General features: G+C 69.1%; 26 protein-coding genes and 1 tRNA gene. 14 read left to right on the top strand and 13 right to left on the bottom strand.

What is annotated here, in order from left to right:
* Positions 1 to 104: 104 nt before the first annotated feature.
* The 5 genes from ACFVWL_RS10970 (at position 105) to ACFVWL_RS10950 (ending at position 3,612) form a co-directional block, all read left to right on the top strand.
* Positions 105 to 647 carry a small multidrug efflux protein gene (locus ACFVWL_RS10970; RefSeq protein ID WP_387182305.1) on the top strand — a complete coding sequence of 181 codons (543 nt, stop codon included), beginning with the start codon at positions 105 to 107 and terminating at the stop codon, positions 645 to 647.
* A 63-nt stretch (positions 648 to 710) separates the two neighbouring features.
* The gene (locus ACFVWL_RS10965) at positions 711 to 1,046 is read left to right on the top strand and encodes an ArsR/SmtB family transcription factor (protein ID WP_387182302.1); all 336 of its coding nucleotides are present in this window, start codon (positions 711 to 713) and stop codon (positions 1,044 to 1,046) included.
* Complete coding sequence (locus ACFVWL_RS10960) at positions 1,046 to 1,720, top strand: cation transporter (RefSeq protein WP_387182300.1); 675 nt, start codon at positions 1,046 to 1,048, stop codon at positions 1,718 to 1,720. The genes ACFVWL_RS10965 and ACFVWL_RS10960 overlap by 1 nt, the downstream gene beginning before the upstream one ends.
* 38 nt (positions 1,721 to 1,758) lie before the next feature.
* Positions 1,759 to 2,667: an SDR family NAD(P)-dependent oxidoreductase gene (locus ACFVWL_RS10955; RefSeq protein WP_387182297.1), complete on the top strand. Its 909-nt coding sequence runs from the start codon at positions 1,759 to 1,761 to the stop codon at positions 2,665 to 2,667.
* Positions 2,668 to 2,706: 39 nt separating this feature from the next.
* A complete protein-coding gene (locus tag ACFVWL_RS10950) occupies positions 2,707 to 3,612 on the top strand; it encodes an arginase family protein (protein ID WP_387182295.1) in 906 nt (301 codons plus the stop codon).
* A 31-nt stretch (positions 3,613 to 3,643) separates the two neighbouring features.
* Here the strand turns inward: ACFVWL_RS10950 and ACFVWL_RS10945 are convergent, their stop codons facing one another.
* The 3 genes from ACFVWL_RS10945 to ACFVWL_RS10935 form a co-directional block, all read right to left on the bottom strand.
* On the bottom strand, positions 3,644 to 4,924 hold the full coding sequence (locus ACFVWL_RS10945; RefSeq protein ID WP_387182292.1) for a hemolysin family protein: 1,281 nt from the start codon (positions 4,922 to 4,924) through the stop codon (positions 3,644 to 3,646).
* A 94-nt stretch (positions 4,925 to 5,018) separates the two neighbouring features.
* The gene (locus tag ACFVWL_RS10940; protein WP_387182290.1) at positions 5,019 to 6,038 is read right to left on the bottom strand and encodes a TerC family protein; all 1,020 of its coding nucleotides are present in this window, start codon (positions 6,036 to 6,038) and stop codon (positions 5,019 to 5,021) included.
* A gap of 191 nt (positions 6,039 to 6,229) precedes the next feature.
* Positions 6,230 to 6,919 carry a GntR family transcriptional regulator gene (locus tag ACFVWL_RS10935; RefSeq protein WP_387182288.1) on the bottom strand — a complete coding sequence of 230 codons (690 nt, stop codon included), beginning with the start codon at positions 6,917 to 6,919 and terminating at the stop codon, positions 6,230 to 6,232.
* A 364-nt stretch (positions 6,920 to 7,283) separates the two neighbouring features.
* On the opposite strand from ACFVWL_RS10935, the gene ACFVWL_RS10930 reads away from it, so the two are divergent.
* From ACFVWL_RS10930 to ACFVWL_RS10920, 3 genes are all read left to right on the top strand, one after another.
* The gene (locus ACFVWL_RS10930; RefSeq protein ID WP_387182286.1) at positions 7,284 to 8,390 is read left to right on the top strand and encodes a fatty acid desaturase family protein; all 1,107 of its coding nucleotides are present in this window, start codon (positions 7,284 to 7,286) and stop codon (positions 8,388 to 8,390) included.
* 151 nt (positions 8,391 to 8,541) lie between these two features.
* On the top strand, positions 8,542 to 9,069 hold the full coding sequence (locus tag ACFVWL_RS10925; RefSeq protein WP_387182283.1) for a hypothetical protein: 528 nt from the start codon (positions 8,542 to 8,544) through the stop codon (positions 9,067 to 9,069).
* Positions 9,066 to 9,650, top strand: a complete 585-nt coding sequence (locus ACFVWL_RS10920) for a hypothetical protein (RefSeq protein ID WP_387182280.1) — start codon at positions 9,066 to 9,068, stop codon at positions 9,648 to 9,650. Before ACFVWL_RS10925 ends, ACFVWL_RS10920 begins: the two co-directional genes overlap by 4 nt.
* A 13-nt stretch (positions 9,651 to 9,663) precedes the next feature.
* Here the strand turns inward: ACFVWL_RS10920 and ACFVWL_RS10915 are convergent, their stop codons facing one another.
* The gene (locus tag ACFVWL_RS10915) at positions 9,664 to 10,131 is read right to left on the bottom strand and encodes a DUF6611 family protein (protein WP_387183603.1); all 468 of its coding nucleotides are present in this window, start codon (positions 10,129 to 10,131) and stop codon (positions 9,664 to 9,666) included.
* A gap of 483 nt (positions 10,132 to 10,614) precedes the next feature.
* Between ACFVWL_RS10915 and ACFVWL_RS10910 the strand changes: the two genes are divergently transcribed.
* The 3 genes from ACFVWL_RS10910 (at position 10,615) to hrpB (ending at position 15,567) form a co-directional block, all read left to right on the top strand.
* Positions 10,615 to 11,043, top strand: coding sequence for a MarR family winged helix-turn-helix transcriptional regulator (locus tag ACFVWL_RS10910; RefSeq protein ID WP_387182277.1), 429 nt, complete (start codon positions 10,615 to 10,617; stop codon positions 11,041 to 11,043).
* A gap of 165 nt (positions 11,044 to 11,208) precedes the next feature.
* Entirely contained in the window at positions 11,209 to 12,810 is a 1,602-nt protein-coding gene (locus tag ACFVWL_RS10905) for an SPFH domain-containing protein (protein ID WP_387182275.1), read from the top strand.
* Between the two features lie 201 nt (positions 12,811 to 13,011).
* Positions 13,012 to 15,567 (top strand): ATP-dependent helicase HrpB, encoded by a 2,556-nt coding sequence (gene hrpB / locus ACFVWL_RS10900; protein ID WP_387182273.1) that lies wholly within the window; start codon positions 13,012 to 13,014, stop codon positions 15,565 to 15,567.
* Between the two features lie 20 nt (positions 15,568 to 15,587).
* Here the strand turns inward: hrpB and ACFVWL_RS10895 are convergent, their stop codons facing one another.
* From ACFVWL_RS10895 to ACFVWL_RS10875, 5 genes are all read right to left on the bottom strand, one after another.
* Positions 15,588 to 16,322, bottom strand: a complete 735-nt coding sequence (locus ACFVWL_RS10895; RefSeq protein ID WP_387182271.1) for an ABC transporter permease — start codon at positions 16,320 to 16,322, stop codon at positions 15,588 to 15,590.
* Positions 16,319 to 17,104 carry an ABC transporter ATP-binding protein gene (locus tag ACFVWL_RS10890; RefSeq protein WP_387182268.1) on the bottom strand — a complete coding sequence of 262 codons (786 nt, stop codon included), beginning with the start codon at positions 17,102 to 17,104 and terminating at the stop codon, positions 16,319 to 16,321. The genes ACFVWL_RS10895 and ACFVWL_RS10890 overlap by 4 nt, the downstream gene beginning before the upstream one ends.
* A 71-nt stretch (positions 17,105 to 17,175) precedes the next feature.
* Positions 17,176 to 17,772 carry a TetR family transcriptional regulator gene (locus tag ACFVWL_RS10885; RefSeq protein WP_387182266.1) on the bottom strand — a complete coding sequence of 199 codons (597 nt, stop codon included), beginning with the start codon at positions 17,770 to 17,772 and terminating at the stop codon, positions 17,176 to 17,178.
* Positions 17,773 to 17,825: 53 nt separating this feature from the next.
* Complete coding sequence (locus ACFVWL_RS10880) at positions 17,826 to 18,581, bottom strand: AAA family ATPase (protein WP_387182263.1); 756 nt, start codon at positions 18,579 to 18,581, stop codon at positions 17,826 to 17,828.
* A gap of 98 nt (positions 18,582 to 18,679) precedes the next feature.
* Positions 18,680 to 20,176: an L-serine ammonia-lyase, iron-sulfur-dependent, subunit alpha gene (locus ACFVWL_RS10875; protein WP_387182260.1), complete on the bottom strand. Its 1,497-nt coding sequence runs from the start codon at positions 20,174 to 20,176 to the stop codon at positions 18,680 to 18,682.
* A 125-nt stretch (positions 20,177 to 20,301) separates the two neighbouring features.
* Here ACFVWL_RS10875 and ACFVWL_RS10870 point away from each other — a divergent pair, with 125 nt between their 5' ends.
* A complete protein-coding gene (locus tag ACFVWL_RS10870; protein ID WP_387182257.1) occupies positions 20,302 to 20,598 on the top strand; it encodes a hypothetical protein in 297 nt (98 codons plus the stop codon).
* A gap of 90 nt (positions 20,599 to 20,688) precedes the next feature.
* Here ACFVWL_RS10870 and ACFVWL_RS10865 read toward each other — a convergent pair whose 3' ends face one another.
* On the bottom strand, positions 20,689 to 22,419 hold the full coding sequence (locus ACFVWL_RS10865) for an L-aspartate oxidase (RefSeq protein WP_387182255.1): 1,731 nt from the start codon (positions 22,417 to 22,419) through the stop codon (positions 20,689 to 20,691).
* A gap of 71 nt (positions 22,420 to 22,490) precedes the next feature.
* Between ACFVWL_RS10865 and ACFVWL_RS10860 the strand changes: the two genes are divergently transcribed.
* Complete coding sequence (locus ACFVWL_RS10860; protein ID WP_387182253.1) at positions 22,491 to 23,426, top strand: LysR family transcriptional regulator; 936 nt, start codon at positions 22,491 to 22,493, stop codon at positions 23,424 to 23,426.
* A 21-nt stretch (positions 23,427 to 23,447) separates the two neighbouring features.
* Here the strand turns inward: ACFVWL_RS10860 and ACFVWL_RS10855 are convergent, their stop codons facing one another.
* The 3 genes from ACFVWL_RS10855 to ACFVWL_RS10845 form a co-directional block, all read right to left on the bottom strand.
* Positions 23,448 to 24,293 carry a CPBP family intramembrane glutamic endopeptidase gene (locus tag ACFVWL_RS10855; protein WP_387182250.1) on the bottom strand — a complete coding sequence of 282 codons (846 nt, stop codon included), beginning with the start codon at positions 24,291 to 24,293 and terminating at the stop codon, positions 23,448 to 23,450.
* Positions 24,294 to 24,522: 229 nt separating this feature from the next.
* A tRNA-Arg gene (locus tag ACFVWL_RS10850) sits at positions 24,523 to 24,595 on the bottom strand.
* A gap of 64 nt (positions 24,596 to 24,659) precedes the next feature.
* Complete coding sequence (locus tag ACFVWL_RS10845; RefSeq protein WP_387182247.1) at positions 24,660 to 25,244, bottom strand: asparagine synthase; 585 nt, start codon at positions 25,242 to 25,244, stop codon at positions 24,660 to 24,662.
* 130 nt (positions 25,245 to 25,374) lie between these two features.
* Between ACFVWL_RS10845 and ACFVWL_RS10840 the strand changes: the two genes are divergently transcribed.
* Entirely contained in the window at positions 25,375 to 26,214 is an 840-nt protein-coding gene (locus ACFVWL_RS10840) for an SDR family NAD(P)-dependent oxidoreductase (protein WP_387182245.1), read from the top strand.
* The last annotated feature ends 9 nt before the right edge of the window (positions 26,215 to 26,223 follow it).

Genomic DNA, 26,223 nt, shown 5'->3' with positions numbered 1-26,223 from the left:
CCGGGAAGCGGTGACGGGCCGACACTGCCGCCGACGGGGATGCTCGGCTGGACTGGAGTCATCGCGGCGGAGACTCCGTTCGCACCGACAACCGGGAGCATCCCATGAACCTCATCGAGACCTTCCAGAACCTGGTCGCCCAGGTCCCCGAACTCGTGCAGCCGCTCATCGTCGCCCTCGCCGGGGCGATTCCGTTCATCGAGGGCGAAGGCGCGGTGAGCATCGGCATCATCGGCGGCATCTCCCCGGTGGTCGCCGCGGTCGCTGCGATCGTCGGTAACTTCCTCTGCGTCCTGGTGGTGGTGCTGGTCAGTTCCGGGGCACGCCAGGCCGTCGTGAACCGTTCTCGCGTCAAGTCTGCGGCGCTCGCCGGCGGCGGCACGATCGAGGAGCCGGCCGCCGATGCGGCCGACGCGGGTCGCGGCACCGCACGTCGTGAGAAGTTCCAGCGTGCGTTCGAGCGCTACGGCGTTCCCGGGGTCAGCCTGCTCGGACCGCTCCTGCTGCCGACGCAGTTCACCGCGACGATGCTCGCGGCCTCCGGCATCGGCAAGGCGCGCATCCTCTTCTGGCAGGCTCTGGCCATCATCGGCTGGACCACCATCGTCGCCGTGATCGTCGGAAGCGCGGTGTACGCGATCCGCTGATCCCTCACGAAGAGGCTGAATTCAGAGTATCTTGAATTCAGCCTCTTATGTACAGTTGAGAGCGTGACCACCGCTCTCGCCTCGCTCACCCACACGGCCGCAGTCGCCCGCCTCGGGCATGCACTCTCCGACCCCACCCGCGCCGGGGTGCTGCTCGCTCTGCGAGAAGCACCCCGCTACCCCGCCGACCTGGCCGACGCGCTCGGCGTCTCGCGCCAGACGATGTCGAACCACCTCGCCTGCCTCCGCGGCTGCGGACTCGTCGAGAGCATCCCGGACGGTCGCCGCAGCAGCTACCGACTCGCGGATCGCCACCTCGCGCCCGCCCTCGACATGCTCATGCGGGTCACCCTCATCGTCGAACCGGACTGCTGCTCCGGCGAAGGCTGCACCTGCTGATGACCGCGACCGCATCCGACTCGCGTCGCGCGACGCTGCACCGCCGCATCCGCCTCATCGTCGGCATCACGATCGGCTACAACCTGATCGAGGCGGTCGTCGCGATCGCCGCCGGCTCGGTCGCGTCGTCCGCTGCACTCATCGGCTTCGGGCTGGACTCCACGATCGAGGTGCTGTCCGCGGCCGCCGTCGCCTGGCAGTTCACCCGACGCGATCCGGAGCGCTGGGAGAAGCCGACCCTGCGTGTGATCGCCGTCGCGTTCTTCGCCCTCGCGATCTACGTCACGGCGACGTCCGTGACCGCGCTCGTCACGGCCGAGCGACCGGAGCACAGCACGATCGGCATCATCCTGACCGCGGTCAGCGTCGCCGTCATGCCCTTCCTCTCGCTCGCCGAACGTCGCGCGGGCCAGGAGCTCGGGTCGGCGACGGCGGTCGCGGACTCGAAGCAGACGCTCATCTGCACCTATCTCTCCGCCGCCGTGCTGATCGGTCTGGTCGTGAACTCGCTGCTCGGCTGGTGGTGGGCGGATGCCGTCGCCGGACTCGTGATCGCCGCCTTCGCGGTGCGCGAGGGTATCGAGGCGTGGAAGGGCGACGCGTGCGCGACCGCGGTCGGGATGCTCCTCGAAGACGAGGACGACGAGCACCACGACCACGACCACGACCACTGACCACTGACACCCGCATGAGCTGCGCTTAGGTTGGGGAGATGGATGCTGATCCCCCGACCTCGCCGCTCGATCTGCGTGGACGCACGGCGCTGGTCACCGGCGCGAACGCGGGCATCGGCTACTGGTGTGCCGAGCAGCTCGCTGTGCGTGGTGCACGCGTCGTGCTGGGCTGCCGCTCCCCTGCGCGCGCGGAGACAGCGGTCTCCGCGATCCGGAGCCAGGCACCCGATGCCGACCTGCGCGTCCTGGCGCTCGATCTCGGCTCGCTCGACAGCGTGGCGGAAGCGGCCGCCGCGGTGGGCGAGGGACTGGATGCGGTCATCTGCAATGCCGGGGTGAAGGCGGCAGATCGCTCGGCGCGCACGAGCGACGGCCACGACCTCATGGTGGGCACGAACTTCCTCGGCCACTTCGCCCTGGTGGCGCGGCTCGAACCGGTCCTCGCGCCGGACGCCCGCGTGGTCGCCGTCGGCTCGATCGCCCACCGCTTCGCACACCTCGACCCGGCGACCCTCGACGCCCCCTGGACAGGCTCCTCGCTCCGGCAGTACGGGCGATCGAAGGCGTCCTTGATGGCCTTCGCCTTCGAGCTGGCACGACGCTGGTCCGGTTCCTCCCGCGCGGCGGTCTGCGCGCACCCCGGCTACGCGGTCGATCCGCTCACCCCGCCGCGTCCCGGTCTCGCCGAGGTGTCAGGGTTCGTCCGCGCCCTGTCCGCGCCGAGCCGTGCTCTCGTACAGGGCAAGGACGGCGGTGCGCTGCCGATCGTCCATGCGGCCACATCTGCGGACGTCATCAGCGGAGAGTACTGGGGTCCGGGCGGGCTGCTCGAGTTCCGAGGGGCGCCGGCGCGGGTGGCCGCCTCGGACGAAGTGCGCTCCGCGGCCGTCGGGTCTGGGCTGTGGGCGGCGGCGGAGAGCATCACCGGAGTGCGCTTCCCGACGTGATGGCGTCGGAGTGTCCGACCCCCGCGGCAGGATGCCATCATGATCACGCTGCTCTCCGCACCGTCCAATCTCGGTCTCCGTCCGCCGGAGCCGGGCAGCGTGCCCGGTGCGGCGAAGGCTCCGGAAGCGCTGCGCGAAGCGGGCCTGTTCGCACGCTTCGCCGAACTCGGCGCCACCGACTCCGGTGTGGTCCTGGCCGGCCGCTACGTCGACGACGACGCCACGCGACCTCCGGGGCGCGTGCGGAACGAGCAGGCGACGATCGACCACTCGCAGCGCCTGGCCGCCCGCATCGGCACGGCGCTCGACAGGGGTGAGGCTCCGCTGGTGATCGGCGGCGACTGCGCGATCCTCCTCGGTGCGGGCCTCGCCACCGCGCGACGCGGCGGGGTCGGCCTCGTGCACATCGATGGCCATACCGATTTCCGTCATCCGGGCAACAGCGACGACTGCGCGAGCGTGGCGGGAGAGGCACTCGCCGCCGCAGTCGGCACGCACTGGCCGGCGATCGCCGACATCGACGGGCTCGCCCCCTACTTCCGCGCCGAGCGCACCGCGCACATCGGCCACCGCTTCGACGACGAGGACCAGGAAGAGGTGCGTCACGTCCTCGGCATGCTCACGCCCGCCGCCGATGTCATCTCGCGCGGCGCCCCTCACGTCGGTGCGGAGTCCGCTCTCGTCGCCGGGCCCGCGTACTGGCTGCAGCTCGACGTCGATGTGCTCGATCCCACCGTCATGCCGGCGGTCGACAGCCCCGATCCGGGCGGGATCGGGGCGGCTGAGCTCACCGCACTGCTGCGGGAGCTCGCGCCGCGCGCGGTCGGCGCGTCCATCACGGTCTTCGATCCCGACCTCGACCCCGACGGGCGCTACGCCCGCCTGCTGGTCGAGATCCTCACCGAGGGGCTCAGCGGGCTGGGCACCCGGGTGCCCAGCCCCTGACGTTCGCGCTCCTGACCGCCGCGGCTCGGGCTCAGGCCTCCGACTCGACGACGGATTCGGTCATGACCCGCACGCGGGCGATGCGGCGTCGATCCAGCTCCGCGACCTGGATCGTGGCTCCCGGCACCTCGATGGTGTCGCCGACGACGGCGAGGCGCCCCAGCTGCTCGGTCACGAATCCGGCGATGGTGTCCGACGACCCCCGCGGCATGGCCAACCCGGTGGCCTCCTCGAAGTCCTGCAGGTTGAGTCGCCCGTCGATCCCGTCGTCCGCGGAGATGAACACCTCTGCGTCGTACTCGTCGAAGATCTCGCCGACCACTTCCTCGACGAGGTCTTCCAGGGTGACCAGGCCGTCGGTGCCGCCGTACTCGTCGACGACCACCGCGATGTGATGCCCTTCCGCCCGCATGCGGGTCAGAGTCGGCAGCACGCGCGCGGTCGAGGGGATGTAGGGGATATCGCGCATGAGCGCGCTCAGCGGACGCGTCGGATCGTCGGATGCGGCCTCGAACAGGTCACGCACGTGCACGAACCCCGTGATGTCGTCGATCGAGGTCTCCGAGACGGGGTAGCGCGAGAACGGAAGATCGCGCACCTGTGCCATCACCTCGCCGACGCTCGCGGCTTCGTCGAGGGCGACCACCTCGGGGCGGGGTCGCATGACCTCGCTGACCTGGCGTCCGCGGAGCGACAGCACGTCGTCGAGGATGCGCCGTTCGTCATCGGGCAGCCCCTGATGACTGGCCACGATGTCGCGCACCTCCTCGTCGGTCATCTCGTCGCTCGTCTTGTGCGGATCGCCGCCGAGCAGGCGGACGAGGGCGTTCGTCGAGACCGAGAGCAGCCAGATCACCGGGCGCATGACCGTCGCGAAGCCGTTGAGAGCGGGCGCGACCGCGTAGGCGAACTGCGCGTTGCGCTGGATCGCCAGGCGTTTGGGCACAAGCTCGCCGAGCACCAGCGAGAGGTACGCGATGATGAGCGTCAGCACGAGCGTCGCGACCGTGAGGGCGAGTGCAGGCGCCAGACCCCACGATTCGAGGACCGGCGCCAGCGACGGGGCGATGGAGGTCGCACCGTATGCCGCCGACGCGAAGCCCGCGACGGTCACACCGATCTGCACGGCGGAGAGGAAGGTGTTGGGGTTGCGTGCGAGGGCGGCGACCTTCGCGCCGCGCCGCCCTCGTTGACCGATCGCGTTGATCTGACTCTCGCGCAGCGTGACCAGCGCCATCTCCGTGGCAGCGAAGACACCGCCGATCAGCACGAACGCGAAGACGAGGGCGATGTTCCAGAGCAGGTCGCCCATCAGCGGGCCGCCTCGTCTGTGGTGGGGTGAGCGCCCGGGACGAACCGGGCGCTCGTACTGTCAGAGTCCGAAGAGTCAGAACAGCGCTGCGCGCTCAAGAGTGCTCCTTGTTGTCGGTGGTGGTGGTGCCGGTGGAAGAGGTGACGGCAGCCGGTGCGCGCCGTGTCTTGATGAGGCTCGCGGCGGTGGCCACAGCGATGGTCGCGCCGATGAACAGCAGCGAGAACCAGATCGGGATCTCGGGTGCCCATTCGACGCCCTGCCCGCCGTTGATGAAGGGCAGCTCGTTGACGTGCAGCGCGTGCAGGACGAGCTTGACGCCGATGAATCCAAGGATGACCGCGAGACCCTGCGCCAGGTAGACGAGGCGCTCGAGCAGGCCGCCGATGAGGAAGTAGAGCTGGCGCAGACCCATGAGCGCGAAGGCATTCGCCGTGAAGACGATGTAGGCCTGGTCGGTCAGGCCGTAGATCGCCGGGATCGAGTCGACGGCGAAGACGAGGTCGATGAACCCGATCGCGATGATCGTGAGGAGCATCGGGGTGACGAAGCGCTTGCCGTTCTTCACGACCGTGAGCCGGTCGCCGTTGTACTCGTCACTGACGGGCAGGTGCCGACGAACGAACGTCATGAAGCGCCCGTTCGCGGGGTTGCTCTCGTGGTTGCTGAACGCCTGACGGTACGCGAGCACGAGCAGCAGTGCGCCGAACAGGTAGAAGATCCAGGAGAAGTTCTCGATGAGCGTCGCGCCGACGGCGATGAAGATGCCGCGCAGGATCAGCGCGATCACGATGCCGATCATCAGCACCTTCTGCTGATAGATCTTCGGCACCGCGAAGCCGGTCATCACGATGAGGAAGACGAAGAGGTTGTCGATCGACAGGGCCTTCTCGGTGAGGTACCCGGCGAAGTACTCGCCGCCGAAGGTCCACCCGGAGAAGACGCCGATGCCGACACCGAACAGCAGCGCGAGGCTGATGTAGAAGATCGACCAGCGCGCCGACTCCGCGATCGTCGGCTCGTGCGGCGTGCGCACGTGCGCGAAGAACTCGTAGACGAAGAAGGCGATCGTGATCGCGATCGTGATGACCCAGATCAGCGGGGTGATATCCAAATGAGGACTCCAGACTCGGGGTACGACAGTACCGCCAAAGTCTTCTCCATCCCGTCGAAACAGAACCGGTGGCCCGGGATGCGACGTGCATCCGTAATGACGACCCCACCGTGTCGGAGTACTCCCCTTGGGTGTCCCCAGATTAGAAGAGCACCCTTTGCGGTTCCTGTGGATCTGCCGGGAGCGGTCCGCTAGTCCTGCGGTTCGGAGCGCGTGAGCTCCTGCTCCTCCGCGCGATCGATGATGGCGGGGAGCACCTCGTCGAAGAAGGTGACGAGGACGGCGCGGGTCTTCACGGCGTCGCGCTCGAGGATCGCTTGCCGCAGAGACGCGACGAACGCTCCGACGACCTCCCAGTCGAACGCATCCCGGGAATGTTGGCTGAACCGACGGATCTGCGGCCCGAGACGCTCGATGATGCCGGCCCGCGACGCGTTGCCCTCGATACGCGCGAACCCGGTGGCGGCTGCGCGGAGCGCGATGCCGAATCCCGCCACGTCGCGAGCCATGACCGACGAGGACATCTCATCGGAGAGTTCGGTGAGATAGGCGATGTCATCGTCCTGGATCAGGGGCATCACGTGACGCACCGAGCCGATCCAGATATCTCCGAAGAGGTCGACGGCGTTGCGCACCTGATCGAGATCGATCGGAGCGACGCGGGTGTAGCGGTTGCGCTGCATCTCGACGAGGCCGTGGTCGGCCAGGCGGTCGAGAGCGTGGCGGATCGGAGTCTTCGACGTGCCGAGGCGTTCCGCGAGCTCGTAATCGCGCAGACGCTCACCCGGACGCAGCTCACCGCTGATGATCGCATCCTGCAACCGGTTGTACGCCTCGTCGCTCATCGACCTGCGCTCGAGGGGTCCGCCTGAGAGTGCCACCGCTTTGTCCTCCACTCGAGCACGGAATCGCAGTAGAGCCTGAAATTCTACCTACACTGCAATGTATCGCATCCGGCGTAATCTCCGGGAGAATCCGGTGTCGCAAAGCTGGTCCGCGTGGGGGACGAGGACTGGTCCCACCGCCGCGAACAGCGCGTCGCCTCCGCCTGGTCGGGGCGCGCCGAGAACCGCTTCACCGGAGCGCATCGAAGGCTGTGAGCGCACGCAGGTTTGAGGCGTAACGTCGCGTCTGAACCCGTCTTGTACGAGGGCCGCCTCCGACGACGACCGGGAATCGATGATGACGGGCTCGAAGAGAGCACGGCGCCCATCCCCTCCGGGTGACGCCGGAGACGAGGTCATCATGGACGACGTCCGTCCGACCGTCCACACCCGTCCGCGCGGAAGTGCGCCTCGGGGTTCGAGCGCCTTCACCGAGTTGGCGCAACAGGTCCGCGAGCGAGGGCTGCTGCACCGGCGCTACGGCTACTACTGGACGAAGCTCATCGCCGCCCCCATCGTCGTGGGCGTATGTCTGCTCGCGTTCGTGTGGATCGGCGACACCTGGTGGCAACTGTTCACGGCCGCACTCCTGGCGGTCGTGTTCACCCAGATCGCGTTCCTCGGTCACGATGCCGCGCACCGTCAGATCTTCATGTCCGGCCGGTGGAACGACTGGATCAGCATCATCCTCGGCGACCTCCTCGTCGGCATGAGCTACGGGTGGTGGCAGCACAAGCACACGCGCCACCATGCGAATCCGAACAAGCTGGGTTCCGACCCCGACATCGAGCTCCCCGTCATCGCGGTCTCCCCCGAGGCCGCCGCGAGACACCAGGGACCGGTCCTCACCTGGCTGCGCGGACATCAGGGAGTGCTGTTCTTCCCGATCCTGCTCCTCGAGGGCCTCTCCCTGCACGCGTCGAGCGTGCGGCGCATGTTCGTGCGAGGCCGGCTCGAACGCCGGTGGGCCGAGATCACGTTCCTCAGCGTGCGGATGATCGGCTACCTGGTGCTGGTGTTCATCGTGCTCTCCCCCGGGATCGCGTTCGTCTTCCTCGCGGTGCAACTGGGACTGTTCGGGTTCTACATGGGCATCGCCTTCGCCCCGAATCACAAGGGGATGCCGGTCGTCCCCAGGGATCTGACCCTCGACTTCCTCCGGCGGCAGGTGCTGATGAGCAGGAACGTGCGCGGCGGACGCTTCCTCGACGTCGCAATGGGTGGGCTGAACTACCAGGTCGAGCACCATCTGTTCCCGTCGATGCCGCGGCCGCATCTTCGTCGCGCGGCCCCGATCATCGCCGAGTACTGCCGGGAGCATGAGGTGCAGTACACGCAGGTGGGCCTGTTCACCTCGTACGCGATCGTCGTGCGCTACATCAACCGGGTCGGACTCGGCGAGCGCGACGTGTTCAGCTGCCCTCTCGCCGACCAGCGGCTCGCGATCGGGGTGCCGCTCCGCTCCTGAGCCGTGGGATCTCTGCCGATCCTGTCATGCCGGCGTCGGCAGGCCGGCGTCGTGTCGACGAGGTGGGGACTTCGTGAGCGATCGGAGCGGAGGTGCATGGGTTCTGTGAGGCCCCTTCATCAGCACGATCACCGGGGCGTAGGACGGAGGCATGACCCTCACCGAGATCCTTCCCACGCTTCGACGGAGCATCCCCGCTCCCCTCGACCGCTGGAGGTGGCCGACCCATTCGGAACCCACGACCACCGATGTCGTGGTCGGGGGCATCTCGCTGATGCGCCTGTTCGAGATCAGCGGTTCCCCCGCCGTGCTCACCGGAGACCTGCCGATACCCAGCACGGGCACCGACGTGACCGTGCTGCTGCTCCGCATCACTCTGCGCGTCGACACCCAGGAGGACAAGCGCATCGCCCTCACAGACTGCTGCTTCGACGGTGTCGATGCGGCCTGGGAGGAATGCCGCCTCATCGGCCGGGCCTCCTCGGCGAGGGCGACGAGTATCGAGCTGATCCCCGGCGAGCAGGGCGAGGTGGCCTGGCCGCATCCGGTGGCCATGCTGCCTGCCGACCTTCGAGAGGGCGACCTCGTGGTCGTCCCGTGCCTCGGCGCGGTGACGCTGGGAGATGTGCGCCCGCGCACCGCAGGCGCCGTGCCGCTCCCCGAGGAGGTGTCTCGATGACCGTGCTGCACACGGTGCTGCATTCGACGACCTTCGTGTGGAACGACCCGCGACGCGACGTGCGGAGGCTGTGGCCGACCGATACCGTGATCGGTGCACACGACATCTCGGTCGGCGGACGCTCGCTGACCGGTCTCGCACAGGAGCGAGGCACGCCGTGCGTACTGATCGCGCCGGTCGCCTCATCCGCCGCGCATCCCGAAGCGGACGCGCACATGACGTTGGTGGTGGCACGGATCACCGCGCGCGAGGAGCCCCAGGGTTGGCATCGCGAGGTGTCCGCGACCGTCGACTGCGATCTCCGTGCGATCATCCCGCTGATCACCCACGTCGAGCTGGTGAGCACTCCGCGGGCTCGAGACCTGGTGCAGATGGTCCTCCGCATCGATGAGGACGACGCACGGCTGCACGCCCGGCTGCCGAAGGTGCTCTCCCCCGGCGACCTGATCGTGTTCGCGTGCACCGGTGCTCTCGCGCTGAGCCAGGTCGCACCGCGCGCCCGCACCGCCGCCGTCGCGGAAGATGTCGAAGAGACAGGTGGTGCCTGTCGCAAGTATCGGGGTGGCCCGCTCGGGGACTAGCCCGTTTCGGTCGTCACCGAGCCGATGCGGCGGCGATGGCGGCGGCCTGCGCGTAGGCGGCCGCTCGGATCCGGGTGAACCTGTCGCGGTCGATCACTCCCCGGCGGCATGCGAGCGCCGCGTCGCCCAGGGTCTCCGCCAGCTTGTCGAGACGTCGCTGCTGCGCACGCTCCTGCGCGGTGTCTTCGCTGAGGCCCGATCTGCACGCCGAGACCGTGACCGTGCGGCGGCGGACATCGCGCGAACCCCGCGAGAGCATGACGCCGATCGGCAACAGAGCGACCACCAGCAGCGCGGCAGCGAGCAAAGGGGAGAAACCGGCCGCGCAGAGGACCACCCACGCCACGACCCCGCCGCCGAGCGACAGCGGCGTGTACCAGCGGTGGGCTTCGGCGAAACGGAGCTCGTCGTCCGTGGCATCGGGCGGATAGACCGCGAGAACGCACGCGACGGTGCCGTAGTGGCTCACCGTCCGCGACAGATACCCCCACCGCGGAGGATGCGCGGCCCCCGGCTCCCCCGACCGTCACACTCGGACGCGACGATATCCGCGACATCGTCCAGTGGCTGAAGACGCCCCGGCTGCCGCGCTCCGGTTCCTTCGCTGAGGACTTTGAGATCTATCTCGATGACTACTACTACGAGCTTCTCCGCAAGAACTGCGGCCGCTACGACCATCGGGCGCTGTTCGGCTCCCGGCGGAACCCCGACGGCACGAGAACCGAGATGGCGGTGGAGGAAGCGGTCGAGTGGCTGCTGGCAGCCCGGAAGCCGTGATGTCCGCCACGAAAGTTCCGTGATCAAACCGTTGCATTCGTTATCTCGCCGTTATACAGTGATCACACGGTGAATGTTTGCTGTGGCACTCACCGCATGTGATTGCAGGACACTCTTGGTGCAAGGGACAAGGGCCGGTCGGGAGCCTCTCCGACCGGCCCTTTACTGTTCGCACTATTCTGTGAGGATGACCGATCGCAAGCTCGCCCTGGAGGCCTGGGAGAGCCTGTTCCGCGCACAGCACGAGCTGTTCACCGAGATGCTGAGCGACTTCGAGCACAGCGATATCGCGCAGGCCGAGTACGACGTGCTGCTCACCGTCACCCGTTCCCCCGACATGACCGCACGACTGCGCGACATCACCGCGAACATGCTCATCAGCCAGCCCAGCGTTTCGCGTCTCGTGGACCGCATGGTCACGCGAGGACTCGTGGCGAAGTGCGCCGACCCCGACGACGGACGCGGCGCGCTGATCCGGGCGACGGACGAAGGGGCACGGGCGTTCCGCTCGCTCGCCACCGTGCACGGACGCTCGATCGCCGACCGCATGTCGCGCCTCGACGACGATGAGCTGCGGGCACTGCGCGACCTCGCAGAGAAGCTCCGCTCCCGCTGACACGGTTCCTGTACCTGCCACGGCGGCGCCCGGTGTTCCCGCGACCCGCTCGGTATGACGGCCGGCTCAACGCGCACCCGCCGTATCTGGCAGGGTGGGGGGCGAAGGCGCGCACCACGGCGCGCTCGAAGACCGCCCCCTCGGGGGGAACCAGGGAGGTCATCCATGGAGATCGCCGGAATCGTCGGCATCCTCGTCATCGTCGGAATCGCGGTCGTCGTCGCCGTCGTCCTGCTGCTCATCCTGCTGCTGTTCGCACGCAGCTGGATCAAGGTCGCTCGCGCCGACGAGGCCCTCGTCATCTCGGGCCGCAAGCAGAAGGTGCAGACCGCGGTCATCGCGACGGACGGATCGAGCAGGTCCGAGATGTCGGAGTCGCCCGTCACCGTCATCGTGAACGGCAAGTCGCTCGTCAACCCGATCACGCAGCGCCACGAGATCATCTCGCTGCGTTCGCGCCAGGTCTCCCTCAACGCCGAGGCCCAGTCGCTCGACAGCGTGACCCTCAACGTCGACGGTGTCGCGATCGTGAAGATCGGCTCCGACCCGATCCTGGTCCGTCGAGCGGCCGAGCGCTTCGCCTCGCAGGACAAGGCCATCGAGCAGTTCACCACCGAGCAACTCGAAGGTGCGCTCCGCGGAATCGTCGCGACGCTCTCGGTCGTCGAGCTGATGCGCGAGCGCAAGAAGTTCTCCGACCAGATCGCCGCCGACGTGTCGCAGGAGCTCGCGGAGCAGGGCCTGATCCTCGACTCGTTCCAGATCAAGGGCATCACCGACAAGGTCGGCTACATCCAGTCGCTCGGTGCCCCCGAGATCCAGGCGAAGCGTCAGTCGGCGGAGATCTCGCAGACCAACGCCGATCGTGCGATCAACCAGAAGAACATCGCCAACAAGGAAGCCAACCTGATCGAGCAGACCGCGCTCGACACGAACACGGCCAACTCCGACTCCGGCATCGGTCGCGCCCGCGCCGAGGCGGAGCAGGCCGAGGCACTGGCACGTGCACAGGCCGAGCAGGCCGTTCTGCAGCAGCAGGCCGAGAACAAGCAGGCCCAGCTCGATGCCGATGTCAAGCGCGTCGCCGACGCGCAGCGGTACGAGGCCGAGACCCGGGCTCAGGCCGAGCTCTACACTCGCGAGCGCGCCGCCGAGGCCGCCGCGATCGAGCAGGTCAAGCAGGCAGAGGCCCGCACCCGCATCGCCGAGCAGCAGGCCCAGGCCGACAAGGCTCGCGCCGACGGTGAGGCCGCTGCCGCGATCGCGAAGGCCAGCGGTGAGGCGAACGCCCTGCGTGCCCAGGCCGAGGCCGAGGCGGAGGCCCGCCGACTGCGTGCCAGCGCCGAGGCCGACGCCATCCGTGCCGAGGGTGACGCACGTGCGGCAGCGCTCGAAGCCGAGGCCAAGGCCATCGCCTCGAACCAGGACGCGTTCCTGTCGCAGCGTGTGCTCGAGGTGCTGCCGTCGATCATGGCCGAGTTCTCCAAGGGCTACGCGGCGATCGGCAACGTGTCGATCATCGGCAGCTCCGGCGAAGACGGGGCCTCGAACGTCGTCGGAGCCGACAGCGCGAAGGCTCTGCGCTCGGTGTTCGACAGCGTCCACTCGGCCACGGGGCTCGACCTCGCGGGCATCATCCAGGGACAAGCCGTCGGACGCGGCTTCGGTGCAGGAGTCGCGGAGGCCACGGCTGCCGCACCCGCACCGCGCGTCTCGACGCCGAACACCCCGCCGCCGCCCGCACCGCCGGTCGCCGAGGCGGAGTAGCCGGCACACGACAGCGGATGCCGCGACCTCTTCGGTCGCGGCATCCGCTGTTTCGTTGACCCGGCACCCGCTTCACCCGCTCGCAATTCAGGAGATCCATCGCCGCCGACGCCCGCGGAAGCCCGGCCGCACTGCGTCAGACGCAGACGTCCGGAGTTGTGAACCATCCCGAACCCCGAGCCGACCGGGCAGACTGGACGGATGACGCCCGCCGCCTTCGACCTCGCCACCATCGGTGCGGGCCTCTCGTTCGCGGGCGCCATCGCCGAGCTCTCGGCCGCACTCGATGCGAGTGGATCGGTGGTCGTGACCGCGCCGCCGGGCACGGGCAAGACCACCCTCGTGCCGCCGCTCCTCGCCTCGCGGCGCAGTGGTCGCGTGATCGTCACCCAGCCTCGCCGCGTCGCCGCCCGTGCAGCGGCCCGCCGTCTCGCCCACCTCGACGGTTCTCCCCTCGGCGCGCGCGTGGGCTTCACCGTCCGCGGCGAGCGCTCCGCGGGACCCACGACGCGGGTCGAGTTCGTCACGGCCGGAGTGCTCCTGCGACGGATGCTCGACGACCCGGGACTCGACGGCGTCGATGCCGTCATCATCGACGAGGTGCACGAGCGCGCACTCGAGACTGACCTCCTGATCGGCCTGCTCTCCGAGGTGCGCGAGCTGCGGGACGACCTCGTGGTCGTGGCCATGTCCGCCACCCTCGATGCGGAGCGCCTAGCCGCCGTCATCGGCACCGCGGGGTCCCCCGCCCCGATCGTCGACCATGACGTCCCCGCCTTCCCCCTCTCTGAGCGCTGGGCTCCGAGCCCCGTCGCACGCCTCGATGAGCGCGGGGTCACCTGGGGATTCCTCGACCACATCGCAAACGTCACCGCATCCGCAGCCAGAGACCTGGTGCGCGAAGACCCTTCGGCCGACGTGCTGGTCTTCGCACCGGGTGCCCGCGAGGTGTCGGAGATCGCCCGCCGCGTCCGCAGCACGAGCAACGCGTTCGATGTGCGCGAGCTGCACGGCCAGATCCCCCCGGCCGAGCAGGACGCCGTGATCCGCGGCCGCACGCCGGACGGCCTTCCACGCATCATCGTCACGACGTCGCTCGCCGAGTCCTCGCTCACGGTGCCGGGGGTACGACTGGTCGTGGACAGCTGCCTGTCGCGGTATCCGCAGCGCGACGCCACCCGCGGCATGACGGGCCTGGTCACCGCCGCGGCGTCCCGTTCGTCGTGCGTGCAACGTGCCGGGCGCGCCACCCGTCAGGGCCCTGGTGCCGTGATCCGCTGCGTCGACGAGCGCACGTACGCGGCGGCTCCCGCCCGTCCGGTCCCGGAGATCGCGGTGGCAGACCTCGCCGACGCCGCTCTGCTGCTCGCGTGCTGGGGCGCCCCGCGGGGAACCGGCCTGCGGATGATCGACCCGCTGCCCGCCGACAACCTGTCCGATGCGACCACCGTGCTCCGCGGTATCGGCGCGATCGACGACGAGGGTCGTGCCACGGCCGAGGGCCGCGCTCTGGCGCGCATTCCGACCGATCCGCGGCTGGCCAGGGCTCTGCGCGACGGCAGCCCGGAGGTGGGGACTCGGCTCGCGGCCGAGGTCGTCGCGCTCCTGGGCGGCGACCTGCGAATCCCCGAGGCCGATGTCGCCCAGGCTCTCATCACACTGCGGGGTGGTCGAACCCCCGATGCCCGCCGATGGCTCGAGGATGCGCACCGCCTCGAGCGGATGGGTCGCGCGACACCGGGTGTCCGCTCGGATCTCGACGGAGTCGGCCTCGTGATCGCGCTGGCCTTCCCCGAGCGGATCGCCCACCGCGTCGAGCGCACGGCCACGGGAGCGACGTTCTTGCTGGCATCCGGGACACGCGCCGGGGTGAGCGGTCCGCTCGCGGCAGTCGAATGGCTCGCGGTCGCCGACGTCGCGCGTGCCTCCGCGCGGGCGGCGGCCGGCTCCGGGGCGATCATCCGATCCGCGGCGGCGCTCACCGAGGCGCAGATGGACCAGGCCGCCAGCCACCTGACGACCGACCGTGTCGAGGCGGAGTTCGTCGGAGGCCGCGTCCAGGCTCGTCGCGAGCGCCGGATGGGTGCGATCCTGCGCTCATCGGTGCCGGTGCGGGCATCGGCTCAGGAGGGACGGGATGCTGTGCGCCGAGCGCTCCGACGCGACGGGCTCGGCATGTTCACCTGGTCTGACACCGCAGCAGCATTGCGCCGCCGGCTGGCGCTGCTGCGGCGCGAGCTCGGCGACCCGTGGCCCGATGTGTCGGATGCCGGGCTGGTCGGCTCCCTCGACGCGTGGCTGGCGCCCGAGCTCGACACCTTGGCCTCCGGCACCCCCGCAGGCCGACTCGACCTGACCTCGGCTCTTCGCCGTCTGCTGCCGTGGCCCGAAGCGGTGCGCCTCGATGAGCTCGCACCCGAGCGCCTCGAGGTGCCCAGCGGATCCCGCGTCCGCATCGCCTACCCCGAGCCCGACGGCGACCCGAACGCGCGGCCCGTCGTCGCCGTGAAGCTGCAGGAGTGCTTCGGCTGGGCGGAGACTCCTCGCCTGGTCGGTGAACGGGTGCCGGTGCTGTTCCACCTGCTGTCCCCCGCTGGGCGTCCGCTCGCGGTCACCGACGACCTCGCCTCGTTCTGGTCCGGTCCGTACGCTCAGGTGCGCGCCGAGATGCGAGGGCGCTACCCGCGACACCCCTGGCCCGAGGACCCGTGGGCCGCCGCGCCGACCAAGTACACCAAGAACCGCGCCGCGCGCTGAGCAGCGACCCGGTCGACGACTCAGCGCGTGCGCCGCTTCAGAGTGAGGGCGGCGAGCACCAGCGCGCCGACCGCGAAGGCCACGACGATCAGCAGCGGACCGAACACGTCCCCGCCCTCATCACCCGCCGCGACCGCGTTGATCGTGTCGATCGCGTAGCTGAGCGGCAGCCAGTCGGAGATGGTCTGCAGCACATCGGGCATCTGGTCGCGGGGCATGAACAGGCCGCCGAGGATGATCTGAGGGAACACCAGCAGCGGCATGAACTGCACCGCCTGGAACTCGGTCTGGGCGAATGCGCTCGCCAGCAGGCCGAGCGCCGTTCCGAGCAGCGCGTCGACCACAGCGACGAGTCCCAGCTGCCAGAGCGGGCCCTCGACGTCGAGTCCGCACACCCCGACCGCGAACGACACCGTGATCACCGCCTGGAGCAGAGCCATCAGTCCGAACGCGAGCGCGTAGCCCAGAATGAAGTCGGCCTTCTCGAGGGGCGTGGTCATCAGCCGCTCCAGCGTGCCCGAACGACGCTCCCGGAGCGTGGTGATCGAGGTGATGAGGAACATCACGATGAACGGGAACAGGGCCAGGATCGCGCCCCCGAACTGGTCGAACACACCGTCTTGGTCACTGAACAGCCAGGCGAAGAGACCCACGAGCAGGCTCGGCGCGATCAGCATCAGGGCGATCGACCGGGGGTCGTGCCGGAGCTGGGTGAGCACGCGGCCCGCCGTGGCGAGCATCCGACGGCCGTTCATTCTCCGGCCTCCGCGTGCTGGTCACGTGCTTCTCGGCGTGCCCGCCTCGTATCCCCGACGCCGGCTGCGCGGTCGCGCTCGATCAGGGCCAGGAACGCGGCTTCGGCATCGGTCGTGCCGGTGTCGGCGAGGAGCGAGGTCGGGGTCGTGTCGGCGATGATCCGCCCCTCCCGCATCAGCAGCAGCCGATCGCAGCGCACAGCCTCATCCATCACGTGGCTCGACACGATGAGCGTCACCCCTCGGTCCGCGAGGCCACGGAAGAGAGCCCACAGCTCGGCCCGCAGCACGGGGTCGAGTCCGACCGTCGGCTCATCCAGCACGACGAGTTCGGGCGAGCCGATCAGCGCCACCGCAAGGGACACCCGGGTTGCCTGGCCACCGCTCAGCGCCTCGACGAGCTGCCCTGCCTGCGGGCCGAGACCGACCTCATCGATGACCCGATCGACGTCACCCTTCGGTGCCTTCAACAACGACGCGAAGTACGCGAGGTTCTGGCGCACACTCAGATCGCCGTAGACGGAAGCCCCCTGCGTGCCGTATGCGACGCGATGCCGCAGCTGACGCGCACCGCCCGGCTCCCCCAGCACCGTCACGTCACCCGAGGCGATCTTCTGCACGCCGACGATCGACCGCATGAGCGTGGTCTTGCCGCACCCCGAAGGTCCCAGCAGACCCGTGATCTGACCCCGAGGAATCGTGAGGTCGATGCCGTCGAACACCTGCACAGCCCCGCGTCGCACGCGTAGTTGCGAGATCTCGACCGCCGAGTTATTCATCATGTGATGAATTATCCGCCTGCGGATCGATCGCGTCAACGGGATCCGCGGCGGGACCGACGTGCGGGTGGATCTCAGTCGAAGAGGTAGCGCTGCACGGTCGGGCCGACACGGTCCACGAGTTCGTCGACCGAAGCCGCGGCGAGTGCGGGAAGGCGCAGCACGTAGCGCGCGATCAGCATGCCGGCGATCTGCGATGCGACGAGGGAGGCCCGCAGATCGGCATCGTCGACATCGAGGCTTCGAGCCACGCGGGAGAGGAGCTCGCGCGACAGGAACCCCGCCAGCAACGGGGTCGTGAGTCGACTCCCGATCGCGGTCCGGAGCAGCATGACTCCGCGCCGGCGCACCTCGGGCTGCTCGAACGCTTCGAGCACATACCGGATCAGCCGTTCGCCGACCTGGTCGCGCGGACCCGCCAGGATCCCCGGCACATCGACGTCCGGTCGCAGCGGGATGCCGACGGCTTCCGCGAAGAGGTCGGCCTTGGTGCCGAAGTAGTGGTGCACGAGCGCTGAGTCCACTCCGGCGCGAGCGGCGATGGAGCGGATCGTCGCCCCGTCGTACCCCTTCTCGCCGAAGTCGTCGACCGCGGCGGCGATGATACGCGCTCGCGAGTCGGAGACGCCCCGCGGGCGGCCGCGCCGCCGTGGAGGCTTCTGCTCGGTCATGCCCGTCAGCCTATGACGTCTGTCGGCACCGCGGTCGCCCCCCGGACCCGGGTTCAGTCGAGCAGGTGCCGCAGGTAGCGCGTCGGATGCTCGAGGAACGAGCGCCAGTGGTTGACGATCTCGAGGTCGCCCCACTCGGCCGGACGCACACCCCAGTCCCCCACCTCGAGGATCTTCGCACCGGGCAGGGCCGCGAGCACCGGCGAGTGCGTCGCGCACAGCACCTGGCCGCCCTCGTCGGCGATGCGTCGGAGCACCGCGATCAGGGCGAGCGTCGAGTTGAACGACAGTGCCGCCTCGGGCTCATCGAGACAGTAGAAGCCGGGCTCGTCGAACCGGCTCTCCAGCAGCGCGAGGAAGGATTCGCCGTGGCTCATCTCATGGAACGGGACGTCGGGGCCGCTTGTCGACGGGTTGTCCTCGAGATATGTGTAGAAGGAGTGCATGGTCTCGGCGCGCAGGAAGTAGCCCCAACGGTTGGCACCGACTCCGTGCTGCAGCCGGATCCAGTCCGACAGCGGCGACTCGGTCGCACGCGTGCTGTGCCGCGCCTGCCGGGAACCGCCCTCGGGAGAGAGCCCGTACGCGAGTGCGATCCCCTCGACGAGGGTGGATTTGCCGCTGCCGTTCTCGCCGACGAGGAACGTGACCCCGGGGTCGAGGTCGATCCCCTCCCGTAGCACCTGGGCAACGGCAGGGATGGTCGTCGGCCATCCTGCGCCGGGTGTGGGAGCATCGTCGCTCGGGCGCACCGCGACCACCGGCTGCTGCCGTCGACGGCGTGAGGTCGGCTCCCAGAACGCGTCCATCCGCTTCCTCCCCGCGTCGCGCGCACGGTCATGTGCGCACGGACGAGGCTACCTGCGCGGTCCGACACGGCACCGAGAGGTCGGCCGCGCCCGGGGCGTCAGCACTCGATGACGTTGACCGCGAGGCCGCCCTCGCTGGTCTCCTTGTACTTCGTCGACATGTCCGCACCGGTCTGGCGCATCGTCTCGACGACGGCATCCAGCGAGACGTAGTGACTGCCGTCGCCGCGCAGCGCCAGCCGCGCCGCGGTCACGGCCGTCGAGGCGGCGATCGCGTTGCGCTCGATGCACGGAATCTGCACGAGTCCGCCGATCGGGTCGCACGTGAGACCGAGGTGGTGCTCCATCGCAATCTCGGCAGCGTTCTCGATCTGGCGGTTCGTGCCGCCCATCACCGCGGTGAGGCCTCCGGCTGCCATGGCGCAGGCGGATCCGACCTCGGCCTGGCATCCGCCCTCGGCTCCGGAGATCGACGCGTTGGCTTTGAACAGCGACCCGAGAGCGGTGGCCGTCAGCAGGAAGCGGCGGATGCCCCGGCGACGGTTCGCCTCTGCCGTCTGCTCCTCGTCGAGGTCGCTCCCGTCGGTCACGGCCCTGACGTCCGGCTCGAAGCCCAGCAACGCACTGCCGACCAGCTCACCGTAGGGCGTGACCGCATTGCCCGCCCCGAGCCCCGAGTCGGCGAGGAACCGCCACCAGTACATGGCGACGGCGGGGAGAATTCCGGCAGCACCGTTCGTGGGCGCTGTGACCACTCGTCCGCCCGCCGCGTTCTCCTCGTTGACGGCCAGAGCGAAGGCGCCCAGCCACTCACCCGGCAGCTCGCGATGACCGTCGGCCTCGACCTCTTCGAGCTGGCCGCGGATCACCCCGGCCCGTCGCTTGACCTTCAGGAAGCCGGGCAGCGTCCCCTCGGCGTGGAGACCAGCATCGACGCACCCCGACATAGCGTCCCAGATCGCGTCGAGCCCGGCGGCGACGTCTTCCTCGCTGCGCAGGGCGGTCTCGTTGAGGCGCGCGACCTCGGCGATCGAGAGCCCGTTCTCGTCGCACAGGGCGAGCAGCGACGCGGCATCCGCATATGAGTGCGGGAACCCCGAGGTGGAGAGCTTCGCCTCCTCGCCGTCGCGGCGGATGAACCCGCCGCCCACCGAATAGTAGGTCTCCTCGGCGACCACCTGCCCCGCGGAATCCCACGCGGTGATGGTCATGGCGTTCGGATGGCCGGGAAGCCGGGTGCGCGGCGCGAAGACGATGTCGTCCTTCGCGAACGGGACGTCGTGGGTGCCGTCGATCGACAACATGCCGCCCACGGGGAAATCTGTCCAGGCCGACCGCACGTCAGCCGGGTCGCATGTCTCCGGCGCGAGTCCGCGGAGCCCGGCGACGACGGCATCCGGCGTTCCGTGCCCGATGCCGGTCGCTCCGAGCGAGCCGTAGAGACTGCTGCCGACGCGGGCCACCTGCGTCAGGCTGCCCGTTGCAGTGAGCCGTCGCGCGAAGTCGAGAGCCGCCCGCATCGGTCCGACCGTGTGGGAGCTCGAAGGCCCCACTCCGATGGAGAAGAGGTCGAAGGCCGAGACGTACGCTGTCACCCCTCCAGGCTACGCCGGATTCGCCGCTTCGGTTCACCATGGTTAACTCGCCTTCGCGTCAACCCCCTACAGCCCGGTTCGCGGTCGAGGCATCCTGTTCGGACGACATCACGAAAGGGGCCATCATGACCGACAGCACTCCCGAGCCCGAGCCCACCGACGACCTCTCCGCCGAAGCGCAGACTCCCACTCCGACACCGGCCTCCGACACGAGCGAGGGCGAGGTCACGACACCGGCGAAGGCCGACTCCCCCGAAGACGCCGACCCGAGCGAGGTGCCGAGCACCGAGGAACTCGAGGAGCCGAGCACCGAGAAGGCTCCCGGCGAGGAGCCCAAGGCCCCGAAGCGCGACGAGCCCGAGCCCGACCACGAGGCGGTCGGCATCGGCGTGGTCGACACGGAAGAGCCGCAGGCGGACTGACCTGCAATCACCGGCGTTCCGGTCGTACTTCCTGTCGCCTGATCGGCGATCGGGCGGCAGGAAGTGCGACCGGAATGAGCCGGGCCGCGACTACTCGACGAGCTTGCCCGCGGTGTCGACCTCGCGCATGAGCTCGGCGATCTCCGGCGAGATGGCGGGGATCGGCTCGCGGGTCACACCATCGGTCGGCGACCACACCAGGTTCACCTGCAGCGTGGGGTCGCTGTCGGGGAAGTCGCTGCGGTTGTGGCATCCGCGCGTCTCCCGACGCTCCAACGCGGCCTCGAGCGTGGCCCGGGCAGCGAGCGCCGACGCCTTGAGGTCGAACGCATGCGCGAGATCCTGGAACCCGGCGATGTCGGGGTGGATGCCGATGTCCTCCATGCGCCCCTCGATCATGTCGAGGTCGGCGAGTCCGGCGAGCAGCCCCTCCTCCGAGCGCACCACGCCGGCGTACTCGGTCATGAGGTTGCGGATCGCGCGCTGCAGAGCACGGACGTTCTCGCGTCCTTCCGCTGCCAGCAGGTCGTCGATCTCGGCGCGCGCTTCAGCCACCGCCGTCGCGGACCGGCGCTGCGCATCGAGCCCCGCAGCGTGCTCCATGGCAGCTTGGCCCACGATGCGACCGTAGACCAGCAGCTCGATGAGCGAGTTGCCGCCGAGCCTGTTCGCACCGTGCAGTCCGCTGGATGCCTCGCCGATCGCGTAGAGGCCGTCGACATCGGTCTGGTGGTCTTCGGGTCGCACCCAGACGCCACCCATCGAGTAGTGCGCGGTGGGCGCGATCTCGATCGGATCGGTCGTGATGTCGAGCATCTGCAGCTCCATCATCGTCTGGTACACCCGAGGCAGGCGGGTCATGATCGTCTCGCGCGGCAGGTGCGAGACGTCGAGCCAGACACCGCCGTTCTCGGTGCCTCGTCCTTCCTGGATCTCGGTGTACGCGGCGAGCGCGACGCGGTCTCGGGTCGACAGCTCCATCCGCTCAGGGTCGTACTTCGCCATGAACCGCTCGCCGAGCGCGTTGCGGAGGATGCCGCCCTCTCCGCGCGCGGCCTCGGAGATCAGGGTGCCGGCCGCGCTCTCGGGCTCGATGATGCCTGATGGGTGGAACTGCACGAGCTCGGGGTCGCGCAGGCGGGCACCGGCATCGACCGCGAGCCGGAAGGAGTCGCCCGTGTTCTCGTCGCGGCGGGACGAGGTGCGGCGCCAGATACGGTTATGGCCGCCCGCGGCGAGGATCACGGCATCCGCGTGGATGAGGTAGCGGGTGCCGTCGGCCTGGTCGAAGCCGTAGGCACCGAACACCACGTTGTCGCGCACGAGCAGGCGCGTGATGTAGACGTGGTCGAGGATCGGGACGTCGAGCTGCTCGGCCTTGCGCACGAGGGTGCGCTGGATCTCGAGGCCCGTGTAGTCACCGGCGAACGCCGTGCGGCGGAAAGTGTGGGCGCCGAAGAAGCGCTGCGAGATGCGGCCGTCGTCTTCGCGGGCGAAGTCCATGCCCCAGCGCTCCAGGTCGCGGATGCCGCGCTCGGCGCCCTGCGTGACGATCTCGACCGTGTGCGGGTTGGCGAGCAGGTAGCTCTCCTTGATGGTGTCGGCCGCGTGCTGCTGCCAGCTGTCGTCCGCGTCCATGGTGCCGAGCGCCGCGTTGATGCCGCCGGCCGCGAGCGAGGTGTGCGCGTCCTGCCGCGGGCGTTTGCCGACGGCGAGCACGTCGACGCCATGTTCGGCGATCTCGATCGCCGCCCGCAGCCCGGACCCGCCCGTGCCGATGACGAGGACCGTGGTGGATATCTGTCGTTCGCGCGTAGCCATGCGATCCACGCTAGTTAGGCCATCCTAATTACTCCAATGCATAGTTCGAGTGGAAACCATGCGGGTAGGCTATGGCCATGAACCTCGAGCAGCTCCGCGGGTTCGTCGAGGTCGCGCGTCTCGGACACTTCACCCGCGCCTCCGAGGCCCTGCACCTGGCACAGCCCTCGCTGAGTCGGCAGATCTCGACGCTCGAGCGTGAACTCGGCGCCGAACTGTTCCACCGCGCACGTGGCCACATCGCGCTCACCGCTGCCGGCGAGACGCTCCTCCCCCGCGCACAGCGCATGCTCGCTGAGGCCGACGCCATCCGCGACGAGATGGGGGAACTGGCAGGACTCCGCCGCGGACGCGTGCGCCTCGGCGCACCACCCACCCTCTGCATCAGCCTGGTCGCGGAGGCGATCAGCTCGTTCCACGCCGCGCACCCGAACGTCGATCTGCACCTGACCGAGAGCGGCTCCCGCCGACTCGTCGAGGAGCTCGCCGTGGGAGCGGTCGACATCGCGCTGGTCACGCAATCCGACGGCCCCACCCCTGCCGGCGTGAGCCTCACGCACATGCCGCTGCTCTCAGAGGAACTGGTGGTCGTCTCGTCGGCGGCCGCCACGCCCGTCACCCACGGGGCGTCGATCAGCCTGGCGCACCTCGCGACCCTGCCCCTGATCGCCTTCGACGAGAGCTACGAGCTGCGCGCCGCGATGGATGCGGCGTTCCGGAGCGCCGACCTCACCCCGACGCTCGCCCTCGAAGGGGCCGAGATGGATGCGGTTCTCCGCTTCGTGGAACGCGGCGTCGGCGTCGCGGTCGTCCCCGCCATGGTGCTCTTCGACCGTCCGCTGCTGCGATCGGCACGCCTCGCCCACCCGGCGATGTCGCGCACGATCAGCCTGGCGCACCGCTCCGACGTCACCCCGGCCGTCGCCGTGGCCGAGATGCGCCGTGTCATCGTCTCGACGGCAGCGGATGTCGCCGAGCGCGACCCCGCGATCACGAGCCTGCTCTAGGACGCTCGCCTTGCTCGCGCCTCATGACCGCCGAGCGACGGACCGGCCGCGGCGCCGAGGTGCCGCGGACGAGGCCGGCGCTCCTCCGCCCCGCATCAACCAGATCGCCGCCGCGAGCGTGAGCACCCAGCCGATGACCTCGATCAGCAGATGGTCGGTCGCGTCGGGGACCGATTGCAGGAGGTACACCCGGATGCTGTTGATCGCTCCATGCGTCAGAACCGCGGGCCAGACGCTTCCCGATCGCCATCGGAGGGCGAGCAGCAGCGGCGCCCAGGGCAGCATCCCGGCGAAGTAGATGACGATGTCGCCGATCGGACGGTCGCCGATGACGGCGAGAACCGGCAGATGCCACACGATCCAGACCAGGCCGCTGACCAGCGCCAGCGGCCAGAACCCCCATGAGGCGGCGCGGGTCGCGAGCCAGCCCCGCCAGCCGAACTCCTCTCCGATCGCGAAGATCGACTGCATGACGAAGACCGGGATGATCCAGACCGCGGCCCCGGCGATATCACCGACCGGGTTGAGCGGCCAGATCCCCGTGGTCAGGGCGATCGCCGTCTGGGTCGCGGCGACAGCGGCGATGATGCCGATGCCGATGCCGATCCACTTGCCGACACCCCGCCATCCGGTCGCGAACGTCTCGCGGAAGGTGCCGGGTCGGCGCACGAGCCACATGATGACCGCGGCCAGCAGCGGAGTCAGCTGCAACAGCGGAACGATCAGGTTCTCCGCGCCTTCGGGGGCGAGCCGGAACACCATGGGCACGGAGAAGGCGAAACACAGCAGGATCGCGATGACGAAGAACCAGGCGACGTCGACCTTCACCGATCGGGCGTGAGTGCTGCTGTTCGTGGATGGCGTCATGGTGGCGTCCGCTCGTCGAGGGAGGAACGGGAGAATCCCCGCGTCCCGAACACTAGGAGAGCGCTCGTCCGACCCGTAAGGCGGGAAGCCCGACACATGCCGGGGGATATCCCGAATGTCGAAGCCGCGTCATCGTCACCGCACGTCAGCGCACTGCACCACACCTGCGTTAATGCAGAAACGGCCCCCACCGAAGTGGAAGCCGTTCCTTTACTGTCTCAACACAGTGTGCGCCCGAAGGGACTCGAACCCCTAACCTTCTGATCCGTAGTCAGATGCTCTATCCATTGAGCTACGGGCGCCCAGCCCGCTCAGCGGGCCGTAGAACAGCCTACAACAGTCCCGACGCGAAAGCGAAACGAGGCCTCAACCGTCCGCCGACGCGGCCTTCTGCTGCTTCTTCCGCCGCTTGGCCTTGGCCCTCTGCTCCGACGAGAGCGCCTGCAGATCGACGAGTCGAAGGGCCTGCATCCGCGCTTCCCGCATACGGTTGTAGTCAGGATCCTGGTCGGGACGCATGCCCTCGACGCGCAGTCGACGGTCGAGGTTGTGGCGCACGTCGGCCCAGGCCGCGTCTCGCGCCTCCTCGACGATCTCGGCGAGCCGCTCCCTGTCCTGCATGATCTCGCGCAGGCGCACGGCCACACCGGTGGACTGCTTGGCCCGACGACGGAGGTTGCGCACATCGCGGTCGCGGTAATCGTGGGTTCCCACCGGGTCGGAGTGCCGGCCCCGCGCCCGCTTGCGGAGGGCGGTGACGGTGGCCGCGGCCTCTTCCGACTCCTCGGCCATGGCACGAAGCGCCTCACGCGCGTCGTCGATGTACTTGTCCATGTCGAAGACGCCGTCTTCGGCGATGGTGCCGATGAGAATGTGGTTCTTCACGGCGAGGCGCGCCGCAGCGGTCGCGATCGCAACGCCTTCGGCGATAGCATCCGCTGTCCGTCCCACCGGTACCTCCTTCCTCTGAGCGTACCGGTATCACTGCGGCCCGGTGTCGGCCAGAATGGTTCGGAATCAGCTTGCCCCACCCATCCGACATCCGTGGGTTCGCACCCGGATCGCGCCTCGCAGGAGAGCAATGAAGCATCTCGATCTCACCGGCAGCACCACCGTGATCACCGGCGCCGCGAATGGGATGGGCGCCGAGATCGCACACCAGCTCGCCGCTCGAGGAACGCACCTCGCGCTCATCGACCACGACGTCGCAGCGCTCGCGACCATCGCCGCGGAACTGCACGCTGCGCGCGTGACGACACACGTCGTCGACCTCCGCGACGACGAGGCGGTGTTCGCTGCGGCCTCCGAGATCGGCGCCACGCACCCGCAGATCAACGCCCTGATCACCTGTGCCGGCTCCTCGATGCTCGGCGACATCGACCAGCTCACCATGGAGGAGATGCGCTGGCTCACCGATGTGAACCTGTGGGGCACGGTCTCGATCACCAAGGCGCTCCTCCCCGCGCTCCGCGCAGCTCCAGCCGCGCACATCACGCACCTCGCCAGCGTCTACGCCCTCGCCGCCCCCGCCGGACGGATCCCCTACGCGGTGAGCAAGTTCGCCGTGCGCGCCTTCTCCGAGGCCCTGCGCCATGAGCTGGAGGGAACCTCGGTCAGCGTCGGCGCCGTGTATCCCGCAGGTGTCCGCACCGGGATCATCCTGCACGGCCGATATGCCGCGGCGATCGACCCGCCGGTGGCCGCGCGCGCCGCCGCTGCACAGGCGGCGATGTACCACACGGAGCCCGCCGATGCCGCAGCACGCATCATCCGAGCGACCGAACGACGGGCCGCGCGCACCATGGTCGGGCGCGAGGCCCGCCTGATCGATATCCTCACCCGCATCGCCCCGTCTTCGTACTGGCGCGTGATGCGTCGGCCGCTGCGCGCGGCGATCGACACGACGACGCCTACGGCCTGACCCGCACGG

The sequence above is a fragment of the Microbacterium sp. NPDC058269 genome, assembly GCF_042881445.1.
Taxonomy (GTDB): domain Bacteria; phylum Actinomycetota; class Actinomycetes; order Actinomycetales; family Microbacteriaceae; genus Microbacterium.
Note: the sequence above shows the minus strand (reverse complement) of the source record. Positions and strands in the feature narration are given on the sequence as shown.